This window comes from Comamonas koreensis (assembly GCF_021026195.1).
Lineage (GTDB): Bacteria > Pseudomonadota > Gammaproteobacteria > Burkholderiales > Burkholderiaceae_C > Comamonas > Comamonas koreensis.
Window position 1 is genome coordinate 253,029 of record NZ_JAJNCT010000005.1, and the last position, 20,181, is coordinate 273,209.

Annotated in this window: 20 protein-coding genes; 8 read left to right on the top strand and 12 right to left on the bottom strand. The window is 62.7% G+C overall.

What is annotated here, in order from left to right:
* The first annotated feature begins 190 nt into the window (after positions 1-190).
* From LPW39_RS03265 to LPW39_RS03275, 3 genes are all read left to right on the top strand, one after another.
* Positions 191-688, top strand: coding sequence for a DoxX family protein (locus LPW39_RS03265; RefSeq protein WP_230771297.1), 498 nt, complete (start codon positions 191-193; stop codon positions 686-688).
* Between the two features lie 127 nt (positions 689-815).
* Positions 816-1,742 (top strand): restriction endonuclease, encoded by a 927-nt coding sequence (locus tag LPW39_RS03270; protein WP_230771299.1) that lies wholly within the window; start codon positions 816-818, stop codon positions 1,740-1,742.
* Positions 1,743-1,763: 21 nt separating this feature from the next.
* Positions 1,764-2,252, top strand: a complete 489-nt coding sequence (locus LPW39_RS03275; protein WP_230771300.1) for a DUF4124 domain-containing protein — start codon at positions 1,764-1,766, stop codon at positions 2,250-2,252.
* Between the two features lie 271 nt (positions 2,253-2,523).
* Here the strand turns inward: LPW39_RS03275 and LPW39_RS03280 are convergent, their stop codons facing one another.
* Together LPW39_RS03280 and LPW39_RS03285 are read right to left on the bottom strand one after the other, a co-directional pair.
* The gene (locus LPW39_RS03280; RefSeq protein ID WP_230771302.1) at positions 2,524-3,465 is read right to left on the bottom strand and encodes a pyridoxamine 5'-phosphate oxidase family protein; all 942 of its coding nucleotides are present in this window, start codon (positions 3,463-3,465) and stop codon (positions 2,524-2,526) included.
* Positions 3,466-3,514: 49 nt separating this feature from the next.
* Entirely contained in the window at positions 3,515-3,886 is a 372-nt protein-coding gene (locus LPW39_RS03285) for a DsrE family protein (protein WP_021026377.1), read from the bottom strand.
* 208 nt (positions 3,887-4,094) lie between these two features.
* Here LPW39_RS03285 and LPW39_RS03290 point away from each other — a divergent pair, with 208 nt between their 5' ends.
* A complete protein-coding gene (locus LPW39_RS03290) occupies positions 4,095-5,006 on the top strand; it encodes a LysR family transcriptional regulator (protein ID WP_230771304.1) in 912 nt (303 codons plus the stop codon).
* A gap of 278 nt (positions 5,007-5,284) precedes the next feature.
* On the opposite strand, the gene LPW39_RS03295 is transcribed toward LPW39_RS03290, so the two are convergent.
* The 3 genes from LPW39_RS03295 to LPW39_RS03305 all read right to left on the bottom strand — a co-directional run bounded on the left by LPW39_RS03295 (position 5,285) and on the right by LPW39_RS03305 (position 8,126).
* Positions 5,285-6,193, bottom strand: a complete 909-nt coding sequence (locus LPW39_RS03295; protein ID WP_230771306.1) for an ABC transporter permease — start codon at positions 6,191-6,193, stop codon at positions 5,285-5,287.
* A 21-nt stretch (positions 6,194-6,214) separates the two neighbouring features.
* A complete protein-coding gene (locus LPW39_RS03300; protein ID WP_230771308.1) occupies positions 6,215-7,075 on the bottom strand; it encodes an ABC transporter ATP-binding protein in 861 nt (286 codons plus the stop codon).
* 94 nt (positions 7,076-7,169) lie between these two features.
* Entirely contained in the window at positions 7,170-8,126 is a 957-nt protein-coding gene (locus LPW39_RS03305) for an ABC transporter substrate-binding protein (protein WP_407928800.1), read from the bottom strand.
* 250 nt (positions 8,127-8,376) lie between these two features.
* On the opposite strand from LPW39_RS03305, the gene LPW39_RS03310 reads away from it, so the two are divergent.
* Both LPW39_RS03310 and LPW39_RS03315 read left to right on the top strand, forming a co-directional pair.
* The gene (locus tag LPW39_RS03310; protein ID WP_230771312.1) at positions 8,377-9,057 is read left to right on the top strand and encodes a response regulator transcription factor; all 681 of its coding nucleotides are present in this window, start codon (positions 8,377-8,379) and stop codon (positions 9,055-9,057) included.
* Complete coding sequence (locus LPW39_RS03315; RefSeq protein ID WP_230771313.1) at positions 9,058-10,542, top strand: sensor histidine kinase; 1,485 nt, start codon at positions 9,058-9,060, stop codon at positions 10,540-10,542.
* Here the strand turns inward: LPW39_RS03315 and LPW39_RS03320 are convergent.
* Positions 10,539-11,456: a LysR family transcriptional regulator gene (locus LPW39_RS03320; RefSeq protein ID WP_230771315.1), complete on the bottom strand. Its 918-nt coding sequence runs from the start codon at positions 11,454-11,456 to the stop codon at positions 10,539-10,541. The genes LPW39_RS03315 and LPW39_RS03320 overlap by 4 nt on opposite strands.
* 142 nt (positions 11,457-11,598) lie before the next feature.
* On the opposite strand from LPW39_RS03320, the gene LPW39_RS03325 reads away from it, so the two are divergent.
* Both LPW39_RS03325 and LPW39_RS03330 read left to right on the top strand, forming a co-directional pair.
* Positions 11,599-12,582: a DUF1852 domain-containing protein gene (locus LPW39_RS03325; protein WP_230771317.1), complete on the top strand. Its 984-nt coding sequence runs from the start codon at positions 11,599-11,601 to the stop codon at positions 12,580-12,582.
* A gap of 132 nt (positions 12,583-12,714) precedes the next feature.
* The gene (locus tag LPW39_RS03330; RefSeq protein ID WP_230771319.1) at positions 12,715-13,740 is read left to right on the top strand and encodes a methionine synthase; all 1,026 of its coding nucleotides are present in this window, start codon (positions 12,715-12,717) and stop codon (positions 13,738-13,740) included.
* Between the two features lie 128 nt (positions 13,741-13,868).
* Here LPW39_RS03330 and LPW39_RS03335 read toward each other — a convergent pair whose 3' ends face one another.
* From LPW39_RS03335 to LPW39_RS03360, 6 genes are all read right to left on the bottom strand, one after another.
* Positions 13,869-14,060, bottom strand: coding sequence for a hypothetical protein (locus LPW39_RS03335; RefSeq protein ID WP_230771321.1), 192 nt, complete (start codon positions 14,058-14,060; stop codon positions 13,869-13,871).
* 160 nt (positions 14,061-14,220) lie between these two features.
* Complete coding sequence (locus LPW39_RS03340; protein WP_230771323.1) at positions 14,221-15,867, bottom strand: hypothetical protein; 1,647 nt, start codon at positions 15,865-15,867, stop codon at positions 14,221-14,223.
* Positions 15,868-15,961: 94 nt separating this feature from the next.
* A complete protein-coding gene (locus tag LPW39_RS03345) occupies positions 15,962-17,542 on the bottom strand; it encodes a hypothetical protein (RefSeq protein WP_230771324.1) in 1,581 nt (526 codons plus the stop codon).
* A gap of 147 nt (positions 17,543-17,689) precedes the next feature.
* Positions 17,690-18,646, bottom strand: a complete 957-nt coding sequence (locus LPW39_RS03350; protein WP_230771326.1) for a FecR domain-containing protein — start codon at positions 18,644-18,646, stop codon at positions 17,690-17,692.
* On the bottom strand, positions 18,646-19,149 hold the full coding sequence (locus LPW39_RS03355) for a sigma-70 family RNA polymerase sigma factor (protein WP_230771328.1): 504 nt from the start codon (positions 19,147-19,149) through the stop codon (positions 18,646-18,648). Before LPW39_RS03355 ends, LPW39_RS03350 begins: the two co-directional genes overlap by 1 nt.
* A 123-nt stretch (positions 19,150-19,272) precedes the next feature.
* On the bottom strand, positions 19,273-19,935 hold the full coding sequence (locus tag LPW39_RS03360; RefSeq protein ID WP_230771330.1) for a TetR/AcrR family transcriptional regulator: 663 nt from the start codon (positions 19,933-19,935) through the stop codon (positions 19,273-19,275).
* Between the last annotated feature and the right edge of the window lie 246 nt (positions 19,936-20,181).

Below are 20,181 nucleotides of genomic sequence, written 5' to 3' on the forward strand. Positions count from 1 at the left end.
CGAACGAGATCCAAAAAGTGATCACCTGGATTGAAAAATAGTTGAAAAAATTCGTGCGCCCGTCTGCTGCGCTCTGGCTCTCCCACAACACCAGCGCGCCCCGCAAACCAGTAACAGCTATGGCTAGCTACATCAGGAACTTTGGCAAAGGCCTTGCCCCCAAGCCAGACCTTTGCTCAGAAAGTTCTGCATGTCCCGTTACTCAGCGCTGCTGTCGTCGCCAGGCGGCGGCTTCTTTACGCCCCTGGCCCTTATCCGCATTGCCTTTGGTCTGTTCTTCTTCGCCTCCGGCTTCAACAAACTCTTTGTGCCCGCGAACCAGGTCCTCATGCTGGAGACCATCACCGATGCGGGCATTCCGTTCCCCCAGTTCATGGCGGTGTTTGTGGCAGCGTGTGAGACGGTCTTTGGCCTTTTGCTCACCATCGGCCTGCTGACCCGCCTCAGTGCCTCGGTGCTCCTGTGCATCAGCACCGTTGCACTCTTCACGGTGGGCTTGCACCAGATCCCCGCCAACCTCAACCTGCTGACCTGGTACAGCTGGCTGCTCTACCTGCCTGAGAGCGGCTATATCTTGATGGCCATCGTGCTGATCGTTCAAGGCTGCGGGCCTTGGGGTGTGGACCGCTGGATCCACCAAAAGCTTCACCAAGGGGACAGCGCTGGCCACGGCGTCAGCCATACGTAAGATCGCGCAGATACATTTTTTACCCTAGGTATAAGACGCTGTGCAGCGCATATGCTCAAGCGCTGCACAGCATTCAGCATGCCGCATGAGAAGCGTATTCATCACAAACCAATGAGAGGGGGACACCATGGCTAGGCGCAAGAAGAGCAGCGGGTTTGAAGACATGCTGGATCTGCTGGCGCTGCTCCCCTGGTGGATCTGTGTGGCACTGGCGGGAGCCAGCTATGTGTTCCTGCACCGTCTGGCCGTAGTGCCGCCAACGGCAGACCTCGCAGGCCGCCCCGGCGACATGATGGCAGCGGTGATTCAAAAGGGCTTCATCTTTGGGCTGGCGTCCATCGGCCAGTACCTGCTGCCCTTTATGTGCTTGATAGCCGCCGCCATGTCGGCCTGGCGCAGAAAGCAGCGCAAGGCCCTGGTCAGCACAGTGGCACAGGCGCAAGACGCTGCGGCGCTCGACGGCATCAGCTGGCGTGAGTTTGAGCTGCTGGTGGGCGAGGCCTACCGGCTGCAGGGCTTTCGCATCATCGAGCTGGGCGGCAACGGGCCCGATGGCGGCGTGGACCTGGTGCTGCTCAAGGGCCGTGAAAAATTTCTCGTGCAGTGCAAGCAGTGGAAAGCCCAGCGCGTGGGCGTTGCCACCGTGCGCGAGCTCTATGGCGTGATGGCCGCCAGGGGCGCAACAGGCGGCTTTGTGGTCACCTCCGGCCGGTTCAGCAACGACGCCCAGGAATTTGCACGCGGTCGCAATATCACCCTGGTCGATGGCCACCAGCTGTTTGCGATGGTGCAGCGCGCGCGCCAATCGCTGGTCAACGGCCCCAAGGCTACGCAAGCCAGCGGCACCTCGGCTGCAGCGCCAGCGCGCACTGCCGTTGCGACGGCCTCGGCTGCCGCCCCTGTTGCAACCAGCCCTGCCCCTGCCCAACCCGCCTGCCCGCGCTGCAGCGCCGCGATGGAGCTGCGCACCGCACGCCAGGGTGCCAATGCCGGCAAGTCCTTCTGGGGCTGCTCGACCTTCCCCGGTTGCCGTGGCACGCTAGCGGTGGCGTGATGGATCGCTAAAGGTCTGTCGATGCGCTTGTTCTGCACCACGCGCCATGCAAGCCGTTGCCAATCCACGCGCTCGCTGCTGCTGCTGGCCCTCGTCTGCTGCGCAGCGCCTGCCGTTGCGCAAAAGCCCGTGTACCGCTGCGAAACGGCTGGGCGCGTGGGCTACTCGGATGCGCCCTGTGTAGGCGCGACGGAAATCGACGCCACTCCCACCCAGGGCATGGACAAGATGACGGGCAAGAGCCGCAAGGGCCAGGACGTGCAGCGCGCTGAACGCAACGCTGCCTTTGCAGAAGCCATCCAGCCCCTGACAGGGATGAGCGCCGATGCGTACCAGGTGCACCAGCGCCGCTTCAAACTCAGCCCCGCCGACAAGCTGGAATGCGCACGCCTGGACAACCGCCTGCCCGGGCTCAAAAAGTCGGTGCAAACAGCGGCGGCCAACGACCTGGCCCAGGCCGAGCTCGATCTGTACAAGGCGCGCAAGCGCTTCCATGATCTGAACTGCTAAGCGCCCCGCTGCGGCAGACACAGCCACCCGCAACTTTGCGCGGTGGCCGCTCAAAGATTCAGCGCTGGTGCAAGGCAAAGCTCTGCCTTTGCTGCTGCAGCTGCTCGGCCATGCGCAGCAAGCGGGTGATCCCGATACCGCCGCCGATCAGGAGCGCAGGTGCTGCATCCGGCCTTGGGAGTGGCGCAGCACCAGGCGCACGGGGTCGGTGGTGATGGCTTGCTTTTCAGCGACCACCAGGTCCGGGCTGGTCAGGGGTTCCATAACACGCTCAAGGGATGTAGGGCGAGGCTTCCAGCAGGCGCCAGTGATGGGGCAGGTTCAGCGGCGTGCTGCGCCAGCTGTCCACCCGGAACTCGATCCAGCGCCCGGTTCCTCCTGTCTGGTCGATGTCGGCCTCGACACCAAAATGGACACGCGCATGGCCGCTCAGCTGCAGCTGGCGCGCGCCTTCGAAGTCCGGAAACACCAGACCACAGCGCGACTCCAGCTCCAGATTGCCGAGGGTGTTGAACATGCTGTTGCCGTTGAAATCAGGGATGCGCAGCACCTGGCCCAGTTGTTGCACAAAGCCAGGCCGGCCACCCCGGTGCGATACATCGGCGTCCTCGCTGGGGCCCAGGCTGGCGATGAACAAGGTGTCGGCGCCAGCAATCCAGGCGGAAGCGGCTTCGTCCAACTGCGTGCCCGAGGTGGCAGCTGTGCCGCTGTTGTCGGGTGCGGAGGCTGCCTCCGGCGGCAGCAGCTCGCGCTTTTGGATGTAGCGGGGGCAGAGCGCAAATGCCTGGCCCACCGTCAGGTCCAGCGCCTGCGCCGATGCATGTGCAGATCCCTGACTGACATGGCCATTGATGCGCAGGCGCCTGCGGGTCTGCAGCTCGATCAACAGCACGGCAATGGGTTGCCCGGGCTGCAGATCGGCGATCGGGGCCAGGCTGGCCAGCACGCCCTGCGGATCATTGCTGGCCACCTGCAGGCGGCGCAGGTCATCGCTGGCCTGCACAAAGCCGGGCTCGCCACTCAGCAGGCAAGCCCACATGGCGCCTGCAGCATCGGCCGCGCCCACCACGCACCAGCGTTGCTGGCCGACAAAGTTGCGCGCGGCCGCCGGAATGGCGGGGCTGATGCCTTGGCTGTTGATGCGTGCGGTACCGCGCTCGCCCGTGCGCTCCTGCACCAGGCGTTCGCCAGCGTGAAAGATGTTGTCGTCCATAGAAGCTCCTTGTCAGGTGTGCGGTCACCACGGGTGTCAGCAAGCAGACTTAAAAAGTCACCAAGGTGTGGCCGGCGTCGAGGTGGCGCGACAGATCCAGCACGCCGGTGGTGCCAGGGATGGTCTTGTCGCGCACCAGCGCAATGCCGGTAGGTGCCAGGCCTGCGCCCGCACCAAACACGTCGGCGCAGCCGCCGCAGGCAACGATGTGGTCCAGCACGGCTTCGTACAGCGCATGGCCGGGGTGCTCAGGCTTGACCAGCTCGGCAGGCCAGCGCACGCCCGTGCCTTGGAACACCAGGTCAAAGTCCCGGTTCTTTTCCTTGAGTTCATAGGCCAGGAACAGCGCGTTCACGACGCGGCCCAGCGCTTCTTGCGTGCCGGATTGGGGATCGGAAAAGACAACGATGACGGTTTTCATAAATAGTCCTTTATGGATCGTCTGCAGAACCCTCGCCCAGTGGTTTGGACACGGATCGGGATGAGTTCTTGAAGAGGATCCTTGCGGCGGCGTTGTCAAAGAAAACGGGATTTGCCGCCACGGAAGTAAATTTATCTATTTACTCAACCGTGATAAATGCCAGAAAATTGATTTGATTCTTCCACTTTTTGCAGCAATCACCCGCACCATGGACCGCCTCCACGCCATCGACGTCTTTCTTGCGATTGCCGATTTGGGCAGCCTGACCCGCGCTGCCGAAGCACTGAAGCTGTCCCTGCCCAGCGTGGTGCGCACCCTGGCCGCGCTGGAGAAGCACCTGGGCGTGCGCCTCTTCAACCGCAATACCCGGCGCCTGGCAATCACCGATGAGGGCCGGGCCTACCGCGTGCATGCGCTGGCCATCCGCGCTGCGGTTGCCGATTCGGAACAGGCGATGCGCCGGGCCCAGGCCGAGCCCTCGGGCAGCATCAGCCTGACGGCCTCGGTCAAATTTGGAGAGCTGCATGTGGCGCCGCTGGTGGCCAGCTACCTGCAGCGCTATCCGCTGGTGGACGTGCAGCTCTTGCTGCTGGACCGCGTGGTCAACCTCGTCGAAGAAGGCCTGGACCTGGCCGTGCGCATTGCGCCGCTGCCCGATTCAAGCCTGGTGGCGCGCCATGTCGTGGATATCCACCAGGTGATTGCAGCCAGCCCCGCCCTGGTCGCCGCCTGCGGCATGCCCCAGCAGCCGCAAGACCTGGCCGCCCTGCCCTGCATAGAGTTTGGCGGTGTGGGCGACGCCAATCTGTGGGAGTTTGTTCACCAGGGCCGGCTGGAGCGGGTCAAAGTCAAGGGCCGCATGCGCTGCAACACCGTCGGCGGCAATATCGCCGCCTGCATCGCCGGCCAGGGGTTTGGCCGTTTTCTGCACTACCAGGTGATGGACGCGATTGCGCGCGGCGAGCTGGTCCGAATCCTTCCCGGCCTGGAGCCTGCGCCGCGCCCGCTGTCCCTGGTCTACCCCAGCAAGCAGCATGGCACGGCGCGGGTGGCCACCTTGGTCGAACATTTGTCCGAGCATCTGCGTGCACGGTTGGGGGAGTTTGCGCTGCCGCGCTGAGCGGCCAAGGACAAGGGCAAAGTACAGACGCGTTGCTGTTCCTCATTTCGCCCTAGGCGAAGTTCATCGCGGGAACCGAGCTGTTTGTCGATGGTGGCTTGGCCCAGGTTTGAGCCGCTTCTCTGAGACCTACCCGCTAACCCCAGACAAAAAAACGCCAGCTCGGTTGGCGGAGCTGGCGTAAGGCCGGTAAGCGAGAGAGCGCTTGTTCCACCGGCGAGGAGACGGGCAAGCGGGCCAGGGCCGCGCTTGCATAAGGGTCGACAAAGGTCAGTGCATTAGAAGGCGGCAGGGCGCCATTTGAGCAGGCGTTTTTCCAGGCGGGTCAGCAAGAAGTCGGCGCCCAGGGCCACCACGGCCAACACGATCATCGCGGCGAACACGCCACTGGCGTTGAATGCGCCCTGCGCGGTGGAGATCAGCAGGCCGATACCTTCCTTGGCGCCGAGGAACTCGCCCACCACAGCGCCGACCAGCGCAAAACCAAAGCTCACATGCAGGCTGGCCAGAATCCAGGACATGGCAGAAGGAATCACCACCGACATGGTGACCTGGCGCGGCGATGCGCCCAGGATCTGGGCATTGGCAATCATGTACTTGTCGGCTTCACGCACGCCCTGGAAGGCATTGGCAAACACCACAAAGAAGACCATCACGACAGCCAGCGCCACCTTGGACGCCATGCCCAGGCCCAGCGCAATGACAAACACCGAGCCCAGCACCACGCGGGGGATGGAGTTGGCGATCTGGATATAGATGGAGAACACATCGGACAGCAGCTTGTTGCGGCCCAGCACAATGCCGCAGATGACGCCGGCGATGGAGCCAATCAGAAAGCCGATCACCGTTTCTTCCAGGGTGACCAGCACCTGCTGCCACAGCGGGCCTTGCGATGTGCCGTCGCGCATCCATTCCACAATCTGGTTCCAGATCATCGAGGGCATCGAGTAGAAGAAGGGGTCGATCCATTGCATGCGGGCCGAGACTTCCCAGCCGCCAAGCACGGCGACCAGCACCAGCAGGCGCAGAGCGATAATGACGGCCTTGCGGCGCTTGATGGCTGCTTGTGCGGCCACCGATTCCTGCACGAGCGCGGCATCGCTGACGGCAGCGGGGGTGTGGTCTGGCGCAGCCGACGCGGGTGCCAGGCGGCGGGAGGCAGCGGGGTTCAGGGTGAGTTCAGACATGGTGTGTTCCTTGCCTTGTGTTTACTGGATATGGACTTCTTCGCGCAGGTCATCCCAGATGCGCTTGGACAGGTCGATGAACTGCGGGTCGTAGCGCACCTCGCTCATCACGCGCGGGCGTGGCAGGTCGATCTCGTAGACGCGCTTCAACGTGGCGGGGCGGGCCGTCAGCACAAACACGCGGTCGGCCAGCGCAATCGCCTCTTCCAGGTCATGGGTCACAAACACCACCGAGCCACCGGAGGCCGACCACAGGCGCAGCAGCTCGTCCTGCATCAGGGTGCGGGTCTGCATATCCAGCGCCGAGAAGGGCTCGTCCATCAGCAGGATTTCTGGCTGGTTGATAAAGGTCTGCGCCAGCGCCACCCGTTTGCGCATGCCGCCCGAGAGCTGGTGCGGGTAGTGGTTGCCAAAGTTGGCCAGGCCCACGCGGTGGATCCACTCGTCGGCCAGCTTGAGCGCCTGCTCACGCGGCGTGCCGCGAAAGATGGGGCCGGCGGCCACGTTGTCGCGCACCGATTTCCAGGGGAAGACGGCATCGGCCTGGAACACAAAGCCGATGCGGGGATCGATCTGCTCGACCTTCTTGCCCATCACGCGCACCTCGCCCACCGTCGGCTGCAGCAAGCTGGTGATCAGGTTCAAGGTGGTGGATTTGCCGCTGCCGGTAGGGCCGACGATGGCGATGAATTCGCCCCTGGCCACCGACATCGAAAAGTTGCGCAGTGCCAAGGTCGCTGTGCCGTCCGGCGCGATAAAGCGCAGCGACACCTTGTCGAATTCAATGGCCGCATCGGCCTGGGTTGCCGAGGCAGCGGCATTTTTGGGCTGCACGGTGCTGGACGGTTGCTGGCTGGCAACCGCCTGGGTGGTGGTGGACATGGAGGTCTCCCGAAAGTGGGTGGTGGGGCGCGCGGGCCGCAGCGCGGCACGGGGCCGCACTGCGCTGCGCGTCAAGAGCGCTCTGGGCTCTTATTTACTTGGCGCTCAAGTAGGCGTTGGAATAGGTCTTGGCCAGGTCAATGTGCGCGCTCTTCACATTGGGCTTGTAGGCCGACAGCACCTTGAGCACCGTCTCTGGGCCGCCTTCGGGCATCTTGCCGTCCTTGGTGTACATGGGCAGCGAGGCCTTCAGCGCCGCCACATACAGCTCCTTGTCGTTGCCGTAGTAGTCCTTGGGCATCTTGTCGGCGATGTCTTCGGCGCTGTGGCTGCTGATGTACTGCATGGTCTTGCCAAAGGCGCGTGCCAGCTTGGCCGCCTGGTCCTTGTGGCTGGCGGCCCATTCGTTGCGCACATACAGGCTGGCGGCAGGGTACAGGCCGCCCAGTGCGGCCTGGGTGCCCTCTTCGCTGCGCATATCTACCAGCACCTTGGCGTCGCCGGTCTTGAGCATTTGCGACACGGTTGGCTCGGTGGTCATACCGGCCTGGATGCGGTCCTGCTTCATGCCGGCGATGAAGGAGTTGCCAGCGCCCACGGGCAGCAGCGAGTAATCCTTGCTGGCCACGCCCTCCTTGTCGACCAGGTAGCGGGTCAGGAACTCGGTGGACGAGCCCAGGCCGGTGACGCCCAAGGTCTTGCCCTTGGCATCGGCCATCGACTTGAAGCCGCCGGCTGCGGCCTTGGTGGAGACCAGCTCCACCTCACCGGGCACCTTGCAGAACACCGCAATGGCCTGGATCTCCTTGCCCTTGGCCTGCAGGTCGATGGTGTGGTCATAGAAACCCACCACGCCTTGCACGGCCCCTGCGATCAGCTGGTTTTCTGCATCCACGCCGGCCGGCTGCGATTGCAGCTCGACCTTCAGGCCCTCTTCCTTGAAGTAGCCCAGCGACTCGGCCAGCTTGGCGGGCAGGTAGATGATCTTGTTGATGCCGCCCACCATGATGGTGACGGTATCGTCGGCCGCCTGGGCAGCCGTGCTGGCCATGCAGCAGACAGCGGCTGCGGCGATGGCTGCCAGGGCATGGCGGCGAGTTGTGTGGAACGTGGTCATGCAGTGTCTCCTTGACGTTGTGGTCCTGGCACCTTCAGCAGCATCGCCCTGGGCGACCGCATAATGCACCGGATAGGAACAGAGTCTAGAAACTGCACCCTTTCAGTGCGCTTTCGCTGCACCGCAGCATTTTTAGTGGTTATCCCTGATCTATTTGCGGGCGCCCGGTGCGCCCCCTCCTCCGATGAAGATCCTTCTGGTCGAAGACAACCTGGAACTGGCCCAGTCCCTGGCCGAGCTGCTGCGCCAACATGCTTTTGTGGTGGACCATGTGGACCGTGGCGATGCCGCTGACCAGCTGCTGAGCCAATCGCACTACGACCTGCTGCTGCTGGACCTGAACCTGCCCCAGCTCAGCGGCAAGGCCTTGCTGCGCCGCCTGCGCGAGCGGGGTGACAGCCTGCCGGTGATCGTGCTGACGGCCAGCGATTCGCTCGACCAAAAGGTGCTGTGCCTGGAGATTGGCGCCGATGACTACCTGGTCAAACCGGTGGAGGTGCGCGAGCTGCTGGCGCGCATGCAGGCCATTGCCAGGCGCCAGATGCCCGGGCGCGAGAACCATGTGCGCTGCGGCAACCTGCAGCTCGATCTGCGCACCCGCTTGTTCAGCGTGGCGGGCGAGGAGCTGGCCCTGCCGCCGCGCGAGCGCAGCGTGCTCGAAGCGCTGATGCTGCAAAACGGCAGCGCCCTGCCCAAGCAGCGTTTGATGGATGTGATCTACGGCATGGACGAAGAGGCCAGCGCCGACGCGGTGGACCTGTATGTGCACCGCCTGCGCAAGAAACTGCAGGCCAGCGACACGACGATCATGACCTTGCGCGGGGTGGGCTACCTGCTCAAGCAAAAACTGGCCGGCGGGGACTGAATGCTGCACAGCCTGCGCGCACGCCTGGCCCTGTGGCTGCTGCTGCCGCTGGCGGTGCTGGTGGGCCTGTGCGGCTGGTTTGCCCATGAGCATGCCGAGGACGCGGCCGACTATGTGCAGGACCATGACCTGCTGTCATCGGCCAAGATCCTGGCCGACCGCCTGATCTGGGAGGACGGCGATGTGCGCGCCAGTGTGCCGCCCTCGGCGCTCAGCCTGTTCATGTCGCCCGCGCGCGACCATGTCTACCTGAGCGTGATGGATGCGCAAGGCCAGCTGCTGGCGGGCCAGCAGAATTTTCCGCAGCCGCCACAACTGGAGCTGAGCGGCAGCGACAACGCCCAGTGGTATGACGCCCTGTGGCAAGGCCAGCCAATCCGCGCCGTGATCACGCGACGGGCCATGTATGACGTGGCCGGCGCGCGCGAGATCACCATCCTGGTCGGCAAGACCACCCACAGCCGCGACAACATGGTGCAGACCTTGTGGTGGCCGACGATGGAATACCTGCTCTGGGCGCTGGCCGTGGCCGTGCTGGTGAGCGCCACCGCGTTGACCCTGGAGCTGCGCCCGCTGCTGCGCATGGCGCGCCAGCTGGCCGGGCGCCCTGCGCGGGATGTAGATTTTCACCTTGACTCGCGCCAGCTCCACCAGGAGCTGCGGCCGCTCGCCGATACCGTCAACCAGTTTGCCCGCACCATCCGCGCGCAGGTGGCGCGCCAGCGCCAGTTCATCTCGGATGCCGCGCACCAGCTGCGCACGCCGCTGGCCATCCAGGCCCATACCTTGGAACAGGCCTTGGGCCAGACGCCGGCCGAGCTGGCGGCCCTGTCGGTCGCGCAGCGCCTGGCCGTGCTGCAACGGCTGCAGCGCAGCAACCAGCAATTGCTGAATGTGGCCAACCAGCTGCTGACCTTGGCACAGGCCGAGGCCGGCAGCGCCGCGCATACCGCCCAAACGCCGCAGTGGGTGGACCTGCGCGCGCTCTGCCTGCAGTGCCTGGAAGCCCTGGCGCCGGCGGCCGACCTTAAGCAGATCGACCTGGGATGGGAGGAGAGCGAAGCGCCTGTGGCAGCAGCAGATGCGGCCCAGCCCTTGCCCGATGCGCATATGTTTGCGCTGTACACCAGCAGCCGTTTGTTGCCCGAGCTGATTGCCAACCTGGTGGACAACGCCATCCGCTACACACCGCCGCAAGGCCAGGTCACGCTGGGCCTGGAAGCCAGCGCGGACAGCCTGCTTTTGTGGGTGCAGGACAATGGCCCGGGCATACCAGCGCAAAGCCGCGATCGGGTGCTGGAGCGCTTTTACCGCCTGGCCAATGACACGCCCGGCACCGGCCTGGGGCTGGCGATTGTGCAGGAGGTGGCACGCGCAACGGGCGCCAACCTGCAACTGGCCGATGCTCAGCAGCGCTATACGCCGCCCTTTGGGCCAGGCCTGCGCATCAGCGTGCGTTTTGTGCGTGTGGCCGGCCCCAGCTAGGCTTTGTTGGCTGTAGCAGAAGCGGTGGCAGCGCGCGGCTGGCGCGCCAGTTCGATAAAGGCGCGCACATAGTCAATGGCGGTTTCGGACTCTCGCGCACCCAGAAAGATCTGCTTGGCAATGCCGCGCGGGCCCAGCCGCACCGGCACCACGTCCATCTTGGCGGCGTACTCCTCCACCAGCCAGCGCGGCAGCGCCGCCACACCCCGGCCGCTGGCAACCATCTGCACCATGATGTCGGTGGTCTCAATGGCCTTGTGGCGCCGGGGCGTAACGCCTGCGGGCAGCAGGAACTGGTTGTAGATGTCAAGCCGCTCGATATCGACGGGGTAGCTGATCAGCACTTCCTGCGTGAGCTGCTGGGGCTTCACATAGGCGGCAGAGGCCAGCGCATGGCCCCGGGGCACGACGAGTACCTGCTCATAGTCAAACACTGGCTCAAACTGCAGCCCGGGTTTGAACAGCGGATCGGGCGTGACCAGCAGATCGATCTCGTAGCCAAACAGCGCACCAATGCCGCCGAACTGGAATTTCTGCTTCACGTCCACCTCCACATCCGGCCAGGCGGCCAGATACGGCGAGACGACCTTGAGCAGCCACTGGTAGCAGGGGTGGCATTCCATGCCGATGCGCAGCGCCCCGCGCTCGCCCTGGGCAAACTGGCCCAGGCGCTCCTCGGCCAGGTCCAGCTGGGGCAGCACGCGGTTGGCCACCGCCAGCAGGTACTGGCCGGCCTGTGTCAGCCGCAGGCTGCGGCCTTCGCGCAGCCATACGTCCGTGCCCAGCTGCTGCTCGAGCTTTTTCATGCTGTGGCTCAGGGCCGATTGGCTGAGGTGGAGCACGCCTGCCGCCGCTGTGAGCGAGCCCTGCTTCTCGACCTGCTGCACGATGCTGAGGTGGATACGTTCAAGCATTCAGATGAACCATATTCATGGATTTATGAGATAAAACCATTTTACTTCATGGATAACTCACTCTAACATCCGGCCCATCGACCTGAGCCGCGTCTGGTGACCAAGACGCCTCAGGTCCCCCGCATTCAACGATCGGACCTCCATGAGCAGCGACATCAGTTTCAGCATCCAGCGCCTGCGTTTTGACGAGCACTACCAGCCCTCCGACAGCACGCGCATCACCACCAACTTTGCCAATCTGGCCCGGGGCCAGAGTCGGCAGCAGAACCTGCGCAACACCTTGCGGATGATCGACAACCGCTTCAACGAGCTGGCCCATTGGGACAACCCCAGCGCTGACCGCTATGCGGTGGAGCTGGACATCGTCACGGTGGAAATGCAGCTGGGCGCGCAGCGCAGCCAGGAGGCCTTTCCGCTGATCGAGATGCTGCAGACCCATATCCTGGACAAGCAGACGGGCCAACGCACGGCCGGCATTGTGGGCAATAACTTCTCGTCCTATGTGCGTGACTATGACTTCAGCGTGCTGCTGCCGGCGCACAACCTGGACCGGGCCGGCTTCAGCACCCCTGCGCATTTTGGCGAGCTGCATGGCAAGCTGTTCAAGGCCTTTGCGGCCTCCAGCACCTACCGGGAGAACTTCAGCAAGCCGCCGGTGATCTGCATCAGCGCATCGACCAGCAAGGTCTACCAGCGCAGCGGCAACCAGCACCCGGTGCTGGGCATCGAGTACCAGCAAAACGAGCTGTCGTCGACCGACCAGTACTTTGCCAAGATGGGGATGCAGGTGCGCTTCTTCATGCCCGCCAACAGCGTTGCGCCGCTGGCCTTCTACTTCCATGGCGACCTGCTGGGCGACTACAGCAGCCTGGAGCTGATCGCCACCATCAGCACGATGGAGACCTTCCAGAAGATCTACCGCCCGGAGATCTACAACGCCAATGCCGCCGCCGGAGCGCGCTACCAGCCGAGCCTGAAGCACGAGGACTACTCGCTGACGCAGATCGTCTATGACCGCGAAGAGCGCAGCCAGCTGGCTGTGAAGCAAGGCCAATTTGCCGAAAAGCACTTCATCAAACCTTACCAGGGTGTTCTGCAAGCCTGGGCGGCCCAGGCCAGCGTCTAGGAACCTGTGCCAAGGCCATGGCGCTGCGGCGCCATGCTGCCGATGTCACCTAGGCAACCCCATTCAGCAGCGGCCTGCGCACAATGCCTTGCACGCCAACCTGCCCCTCATTTTTGAAAAAGGAAATCTTTGATGTTTGAAACCTCCATTGTCGGCAGTCTGCCCAAACCCGCCTGGCTGGCCGAAACCAACAAGCTCTGGCCCCAGTGGATGACAGAAGGCGATGCACTGCGCCAGGCCAAGGCCGATGCCACCTTGCTGTGGATCAAGGCCCAGGAAGATGCAGGGCTCGACATCGTCGGCGACGGCGAGCAGGCACGCCAGCACTTTGTGCATGGCTTTCTGGAGCAGGTGGAGGGCATCGACTTCGACAACAAGGTAAAGATGGGCATCCGCGACAACCGCTATGACGCGATGGTGCCGCAGGTGGTGGCGGCCTTGCGCCTCAAGGGCCGCGTGCATGCGTTTGAAGCGCAGCTGGCACGCGCCCACACCAAGAAAAAGCTCAAGTTCACCCTGCCCGGCCCGATGACCATTGTGGACACCGTGGCGGACCGCTTCTATGGCGACAAGGTGAAGATGGCCATGGCCTTTGCCGAGCTGCTGAACCAGGAAGCGCTGGCCCTGCAGGCCGATGGCGTGGACATCATTCAGTTTGATGAGCCGGCTTTCAACGTCTACATGAAGGACGCGGCCGACTGGGGCGTGCAGGCGCTGGAACGCGCAGCGCAGGGCCTCAGCTGCACCACTGCCGTGCACATCTGCTACGGCTACGGCATCAAGGCCAATACCGACTGGAAGAGCACCCTGGGCGACGAATGGCGCCAGTACGAGACGGTGTTCCCCGCACTCGCGCGCAGCAGCATCGACCAGGTGAGCCTGGAGTGCATCCACTCCCATGTGCCGCCCGATCTGATGAAGCTGCTGGCGGGCAAGGATGTGATGGTGGGCGTGATCGATGTGGCGAGCGACACCATCGAGACGCCCGAGGAAGTGGCCGACACCATTGCCCGCGCGCTGGAGTTTGTGCCCGCGGACCGCCTCTTCCCCTGCACCAACTGCGGCCTGGCACCCATGTCGCGCGATGTGGCCTGGGGCAAGCTCAAGGCGCTGGCAGCGGGCACCCAGCTGGCCAAGGAGCGGCTGGCTGCTGCTTGATAAGCCAGACTGAAAAACCAGCTTGACGCACCAGCCTGACCCGGTCCAAACGACCGAGTCTCCCCGACCGGGTCTCCCCGACCGGGTCGCCCTGACTGGGTCGCCCTGACTGGGTCAGTTACTTCCCCCTACTGCACAAACCCACTCACCCGCCTCCAGGCCTGGTTCATCTCGGCCACCAGCATCTCCATCTGCGCTGCGACCGTCGTGCGCGCCTTGATGCCGAACACGCTCTGCCCGGCTGCTTCGTAGATCAGCTGGGCATTGTTGTGTTCGTGGATGGAGGTGGAAAGCCGCTGTTCGCTGCCGGTATCGATCACGGTGGCGGAGCCATACTGTCTGTTCGATGGGAGAAACTGCCGGGGACCTGCGGGGCGGCTACTGGAGTGGGCGTACGTTGGAGCGGTTGGGTGCGGCACGCTGCCGTTGGCCTGCGGGGCCACGTGCAAGGCATGCACGCTGAACGCGCCAAAGACCCCATCAATCGAGCGCACCCAGCCCCGTTGCATTGCCAAATCGGTCGCGCAGGCGCAGGAATGGTCCTGCGCGACCCATGTCTGGCAGATAGGTGGAGTAGTGCGAACGCCACTGGTTGCCGTCCGGCTCGCCACAGCTCATGTTGGAGCCGGGTGTCAGGCCCACAGGCAGACAAAGCAGTTTGCCATCCGCGGTGATGACACCATCGCCTTGTACACGATCAAACCGGGTAACGACCTCGCCGCTTCGGGCATACCAGTCACCAAACATGCGCTCAGCAAAACTGGCTGGCACATCGGTTTGCAGGCGCCGAATCTTGACGGGCGGCTCACCGGGCAGTTGCAACTGCCCTTGCGTCCACCAGATATTGCGGTCTATGGCTCCGCTCTCCAGCGGTGGGCTGTAGAACTCCACAATGGCATTGCCCGCCTCGGCCTCCAGCTCCGCCGTAGTTGCAGCGCCGCCCAGGCTGCGCCCGCCCCGGTATTGCCGCAACGGAATCGTTGCCACGCTGGCGCGGCTGCCCGGACCTTTGCCCTTGTAAATGGCGCTGCCCATATGGAAAGTGGGCTGGCCATCTGCACGGTAATGGAACAGCTGCAGGATGGCGGTATCGCCTTGCACATCCAGCGCAATGCCACGACCGGGCTTACCCGTCAATTCATCTTCCACCACCCAGGTGCCGTTCATCGGCATCAGGATGTTGGTCGTGACGGACGAGTAACAGGTCACCTGGCAGGCGGGACCGTATCCGAAATTGGAAGCCAGATAACTATGGTGCTGCACCGGCGTGATCGTGGTGCGGCCTTCGACGTAGGGAGCTTCATTCAAGGCAGCGCCCAGATCAAAACCAGTAATGGTCTTGGTATGGGGATGGCTGCCGCCAATGCGCAACACGCCTTGGATATCAAAGCCCGCAAACTGCAACTCCATGCTCTCGATATCAGCGATGTCGGCAGGTCTTTGAGCGTCCTTTGGCGTGCATTGCATGCGAGCCGTTCCTGGCAGCACATCACACTGGAACAGGGGTTGGTAGACAACCATTCCAATGACGCTGGGCTTGATCCATCCCATATGGGTGATGCCATCATCGGTTCGCCAAAGCTGCGCCTGGGTGGTGTAGTCGGGCTGCCCTTGTGCATCCAGCGTAAACAGCCGCAATGAGCGCCCACCTTGTTGTGCCAGTGGGTTGGTGACGCTCGCTGCATCACTGGTCACCATGAAGCGCTCAATCGCCACCGCTGATTCGCCAGGGAACTGCAGCGTTCCCTTCAGGCCGTTGCGGAAGCTGACGGTCACCTGCCCTACGCTCCGGTCTTCAACGGCATCCTGCATCGGCCCGGCCAGACTACGCCCATTCTTGTAGCGCATCAGCGGAGCGGTAACGCTATTGCCCTCCATCTGGCCCGTCGCAGTGTAAAAGGTCGCGTCACCATTTTTCTCGTATCCGAAGACCTGCATGAAGAAGGTATTGCCCTGCACATCGATGGCTAAACCTCGGCCGGGTTTGCCATCGATTTCGCTGCTCACGATCCAGGTGCCTGATTGCGGGGTGAAATCCCGCGCGGCCCAACTGCTCATGCAGGACAGAGCCAGCAATGACGCCATCAGCGTTGGGCGCAAGGATTGCAATAAACCAAATTTCGTCACTTCATCTCCTTGTATATGCATCCGCAAATGGATGCCTTTTTGATAAATCAAAGCGCCCTCGCTCCGCAGCGAATCCGTTGGCCTGCGCGATTACTCAATCCATGGGTACATTGCCAAGTCCGGTGAGATTGCCATGGCGATCACGCAAGCGAATTGAAAAGTTGCTCACGACAAACTCGTCATACAGGTCCATGGCATACGCGTTTTCTGTCGCACCACTTCTTTGGCATTGACCTCGCGATACCTGCGCGTTAAATTTGCATCTCACCGAGCCATCTTCAGTGGTGGCGAAATCGCCATCCAAACGATTGAGAGTGATAGTCACTGGTACTCCATCTCGGAACGAGCCCGGGATATACCATTCGCCAAACAGCTTGTCCTCTGTCGTTTGCCAAGGTTGCAAGGAAATACGGCGCATAGGTTTAGCGGGCTCTCCTGGAAACTGCACCACTGCCTCTGCCAGACCGACGCCCTTCGCGCCAGAAATGCGGACCTCCACCTCGCCATCGTCCCGCAGCCATTGCCCACTGGCAGCTGCACCGCCCACGCTGCGGCCACCCCGGTACTGCTGCAGGTTGAAACGGGCTCCACTGGTTCCCGCCTCCTGGGGATCGGCCGCATAATCGCCAACGCCCATCGAGAAATTGGGCTGGCCGTTGGGAAGGTAGCCAAAGACCTGCATCAGCATTTTTCCGCCCTGCACATCCAGACTCACGCCTCGCCCAGGCTTGCCCGTCAATTCATCGACCATCACCCATGTGCCATTGCTGGGCAGATAGGCTGGCCGGTGCGAATAACCAAATGTCCCTGGCAGATACGACTCCAGTCCGTTCGAACAGCAACCGGTGATGACCGCGCCGCGATACGGAAAATCTACGCGGGTATTGAAACCCAGCAACAGCAGGGGGGCAGCGCCTTCAGCTTGCAGGCTGACAGTGCCAGCCACCTGCGCGCCTAGCAAGCGAAACTTCACCTCTTTGACCTCTGGTGCTTGTCCAGGGGATATATCCCCTGCTGCGACACAGCGGAAAATATCGCTTTGGACTGGGCGGCTGCACTCCAACGTCTCAGCATGGCTTTCGCGATACAGGTGCAAGCGCAAGGGTTCGGTAGAACTTGATTGAAGACTGGCATACCAGGCATTCACGACTTCACCTTGCGCATTCAGCCCAAGCCACCGACTAGAACGCGTTGCATTCTTCCACTGCTCAGTCTGGTAATACGCAGCATCTGGCGCAGTAAAAATAAAGCGCTCGATGTCCTTTGCCGACTCGCCAGGCAGCTGTATCGTCCCCTGCAAACCATTGCGAAAGCTGAGCTTCACATCGCCAATGCTTTTGTCTTCTTGCGCATCGCGTGGCTCGCTACCAAAACTGCGTCCGCCTTGGTAGCGGATCAACGGGGCTGTGACGGTATCGCCCTCCATCTGGCCCATGGCGGCATAGAAAGTGGCATCGCCATTTTTCTCGTAGCCAAATACCTGCATATAGAAAGTATTGCCCTGCACATCGATGGCAAAACCTCGGCCCGGTTTACCGTCCACTTCATCGCTGATGACCCAGGTGCCGGCCTGGGGAGTGAAGTCACGCGCAGCCCAGCTGGGAGCGGTGCAAAGAGTTAATGCAGATACGGCGAGAATGGATGCCAGATATGGAATGTGCTTGGTTTGTGCCACCGGGTCTCCCTTGATTTTGCGACAGTATATTCACCAAACAAATAATGTCTTATCCCTAAATTTCGCTTATTCAAATGATGAGCATGGCTGGTGCAATGCACGTGTCCATTGGCTGCATGCCAAGCGTTATGAGCCGCTAGAAAATGCTTAGCGCCCCACCACCCTCACCACCCCATGCGCCTGCCGCTCGATCCGCACCGGCAGCGACTGCGCCAGCAGCGCCAGGCTGGCGTCCGTGTCCTTGAGCGATAAAGCACCCGATAGCCGCAGCTGGGCCACGGCGGGGTCGCAGTGCAGACGCCCAGTCCGATAGCGGGCGATCTCGGCCACCACGTCGGCCAGGGGCATGTTCTTGGCCAGCAGCATCCCCTGCTCCCACAGCGCGGCACTGGCTTGCACATCGGTTGGCGGGCCGATGCTAGTGGTGCTGAAGTCGGTGGTATGCCCTTCTTGCAGCAGCTGGGTGGCACCTTGCTGGTTGGTGATGGCGACGGCGTGGCTGAAGACGGCGACGCGGCTGGTGTCCGCATCCACCCGGCGCACGCTAAAGCGCGTGCCCAACGCCTGCACGGTGCCTTGCCGTGTTTCCACGACAAAGGGGCGGTAGCTGGGCGATGGGTCGGCATGGGTGGTCACCAAGATCTCGCCCCCCAGCAGCCGCACCCGGCGCTCTTGTGCGTTGAAATGGATGGCCACCGCGCTGGCGGTGTTGAGCGTCAAGGTAGAACCATCGGGCAGCAGCATGGAGCGCGACTGCCCCACGTCGGTCGCCTGGTCGGCCATCCAGTCGCGCCAGGACAGCTCTCGCCAGGCCAGCCAGCCGGCAGGGGCCGCCACCAGCAGGCTACCCAGCCAGGCCAGGCTTTTGCGCCGGTCGGGCCGCTGCACGGCGTGCAAGGTTTGCTGGCAGACCTCGGCAGGCACTTGGGCAAACACGCCCAGCATGGCTTCGGCCTTGTGCCAGGCGGCCTCATGCGCGGGGCTTTGGCTGCGCCATTGCTCAAAACGGGCCTGCTCCTTGGCCGTGGGCGTTTCGTAGCGCAGCACGATGAGCCAGTCGGCCGCTTCGCTGAGCAAGGTGTTTTGCGCGGCAACGCCCGCCATCACGCGGCCTCCAGGCACAGCAGTAGAGCCTTGTGGATATGGCGGCGCACGGTGATCACCGGCATGGCAACCTGGTCGGAGATCTGCTGCAAGCTCAGGCCCTCAAGCTGCGCCAGCAAAAAGACCTGGCGCGTGCGGGGCGCCAGGCCTGCCAGCAGCCGGTCGATCTGCACCAGCGCTTCGATGACCTGCAGCTGGGTCTCGGGCGATGGCGCATGCGGCTCGGGCATGGCCTGCAGGGTCTCCAGGTAGGCGCGCTCGATCTCGCGCCGGCGCCACAAGTCGACCACCAGGCCTTTGGCGACATGGGTCAAAAAGGCACGCGGTTCATCAGCAGCATCCACATTGCGGGGCGACACCATGAGCCGAATGAAGGTGTCATGGGCCAGGTCGGCCGCGTCGCCTGCATTGCCCAGACGGCGCCGCAGCCAGGACTGCAGCCAGGCATGGTGGTTTTTGTAGAGCGCTTCGATGGGCGAAGCCGAGTCTCCGGGAGATGCCATGCGATGTCCGCGCCCTGCTGCCAAAGTGAATAGTTGAGAATGAATCTCAATTATATTCAATGGTAAAGACCGTCTTTACGCAGGACATTCGCGGCAACCTGGCGTGCCAGCGGCGCAGGTAGATCAGCGCTGCGCAACAGGCGGCGCGGGCAGCACGTACTGCCCCGTCCAGCCCACCAGGCGCAGCGCCATCTGCGTCATCTCCTGGCACAGCGCCTCGATGGACAGCTTGCCGTTGGGCTGGTACCAGCGGTGCGTCCACTGCACCATGCCGCTGATCGCAAAGGCCGTCACCTTGGGGTTGCCGACCTGGAAAACACCCGCCTCCACGCCGTTGACGATGAGCCGCGTCACCAGCGCATCAAAGCCGTGGTACTTGCTGCGGATATCGCTGATTTTTTCCGGGCTCAGGCTTTTTTCTTCTTCGAGCAGGATGACCGAGAAGGTGCTGAGCTCGATCTTGCGGCGCGTGTAGGTGTCGATAAAAAACTCAAAGCGCCGCACCGGGTCCTTGTCTTCCAGCTGTTCGCACTGGCTCACGGCCTCATACAGGCCGGCAAACACCTTGTCGAAAAGCCGCTCCAGCAGCTCGTGCTTGGACTTGAAGCGCTTGTAGATAAAAGGCTTGGTCACGCCGATCGAGGCCGCTATCTCATCGAGCGTCGCGCTCTTGAAGCCGCGCTTGTAGAACAGCTCGGCAGCGGCATTGATGATCAAGGTGTCCTTGTACTCCTGGATCTGGTTCTTGGCATCGCCTGCGTTGGTGTCGGTGGGTGGTAGCTGCACTGCTGAATGTCTCCTGGTGGGCGTGGGGCTGCGGGGTGACGCGCGCCAGCACGCTGTACGCATGGCCCCAGCATAGTGGAAAGGCGGGCCGTTTTGTACAAGATGCCACCCCGCCCTCCATGCGTGAAATCCCCAATAGTACCAATCGATACTGATCAGTATCTTTGGGCTTTTCCAACGCTGAGCAGCCGTTTCAGGCCCCTGCCAAAGCGCCGCGCCAGCAGCCATTGAGCCCCGTTGATTGAG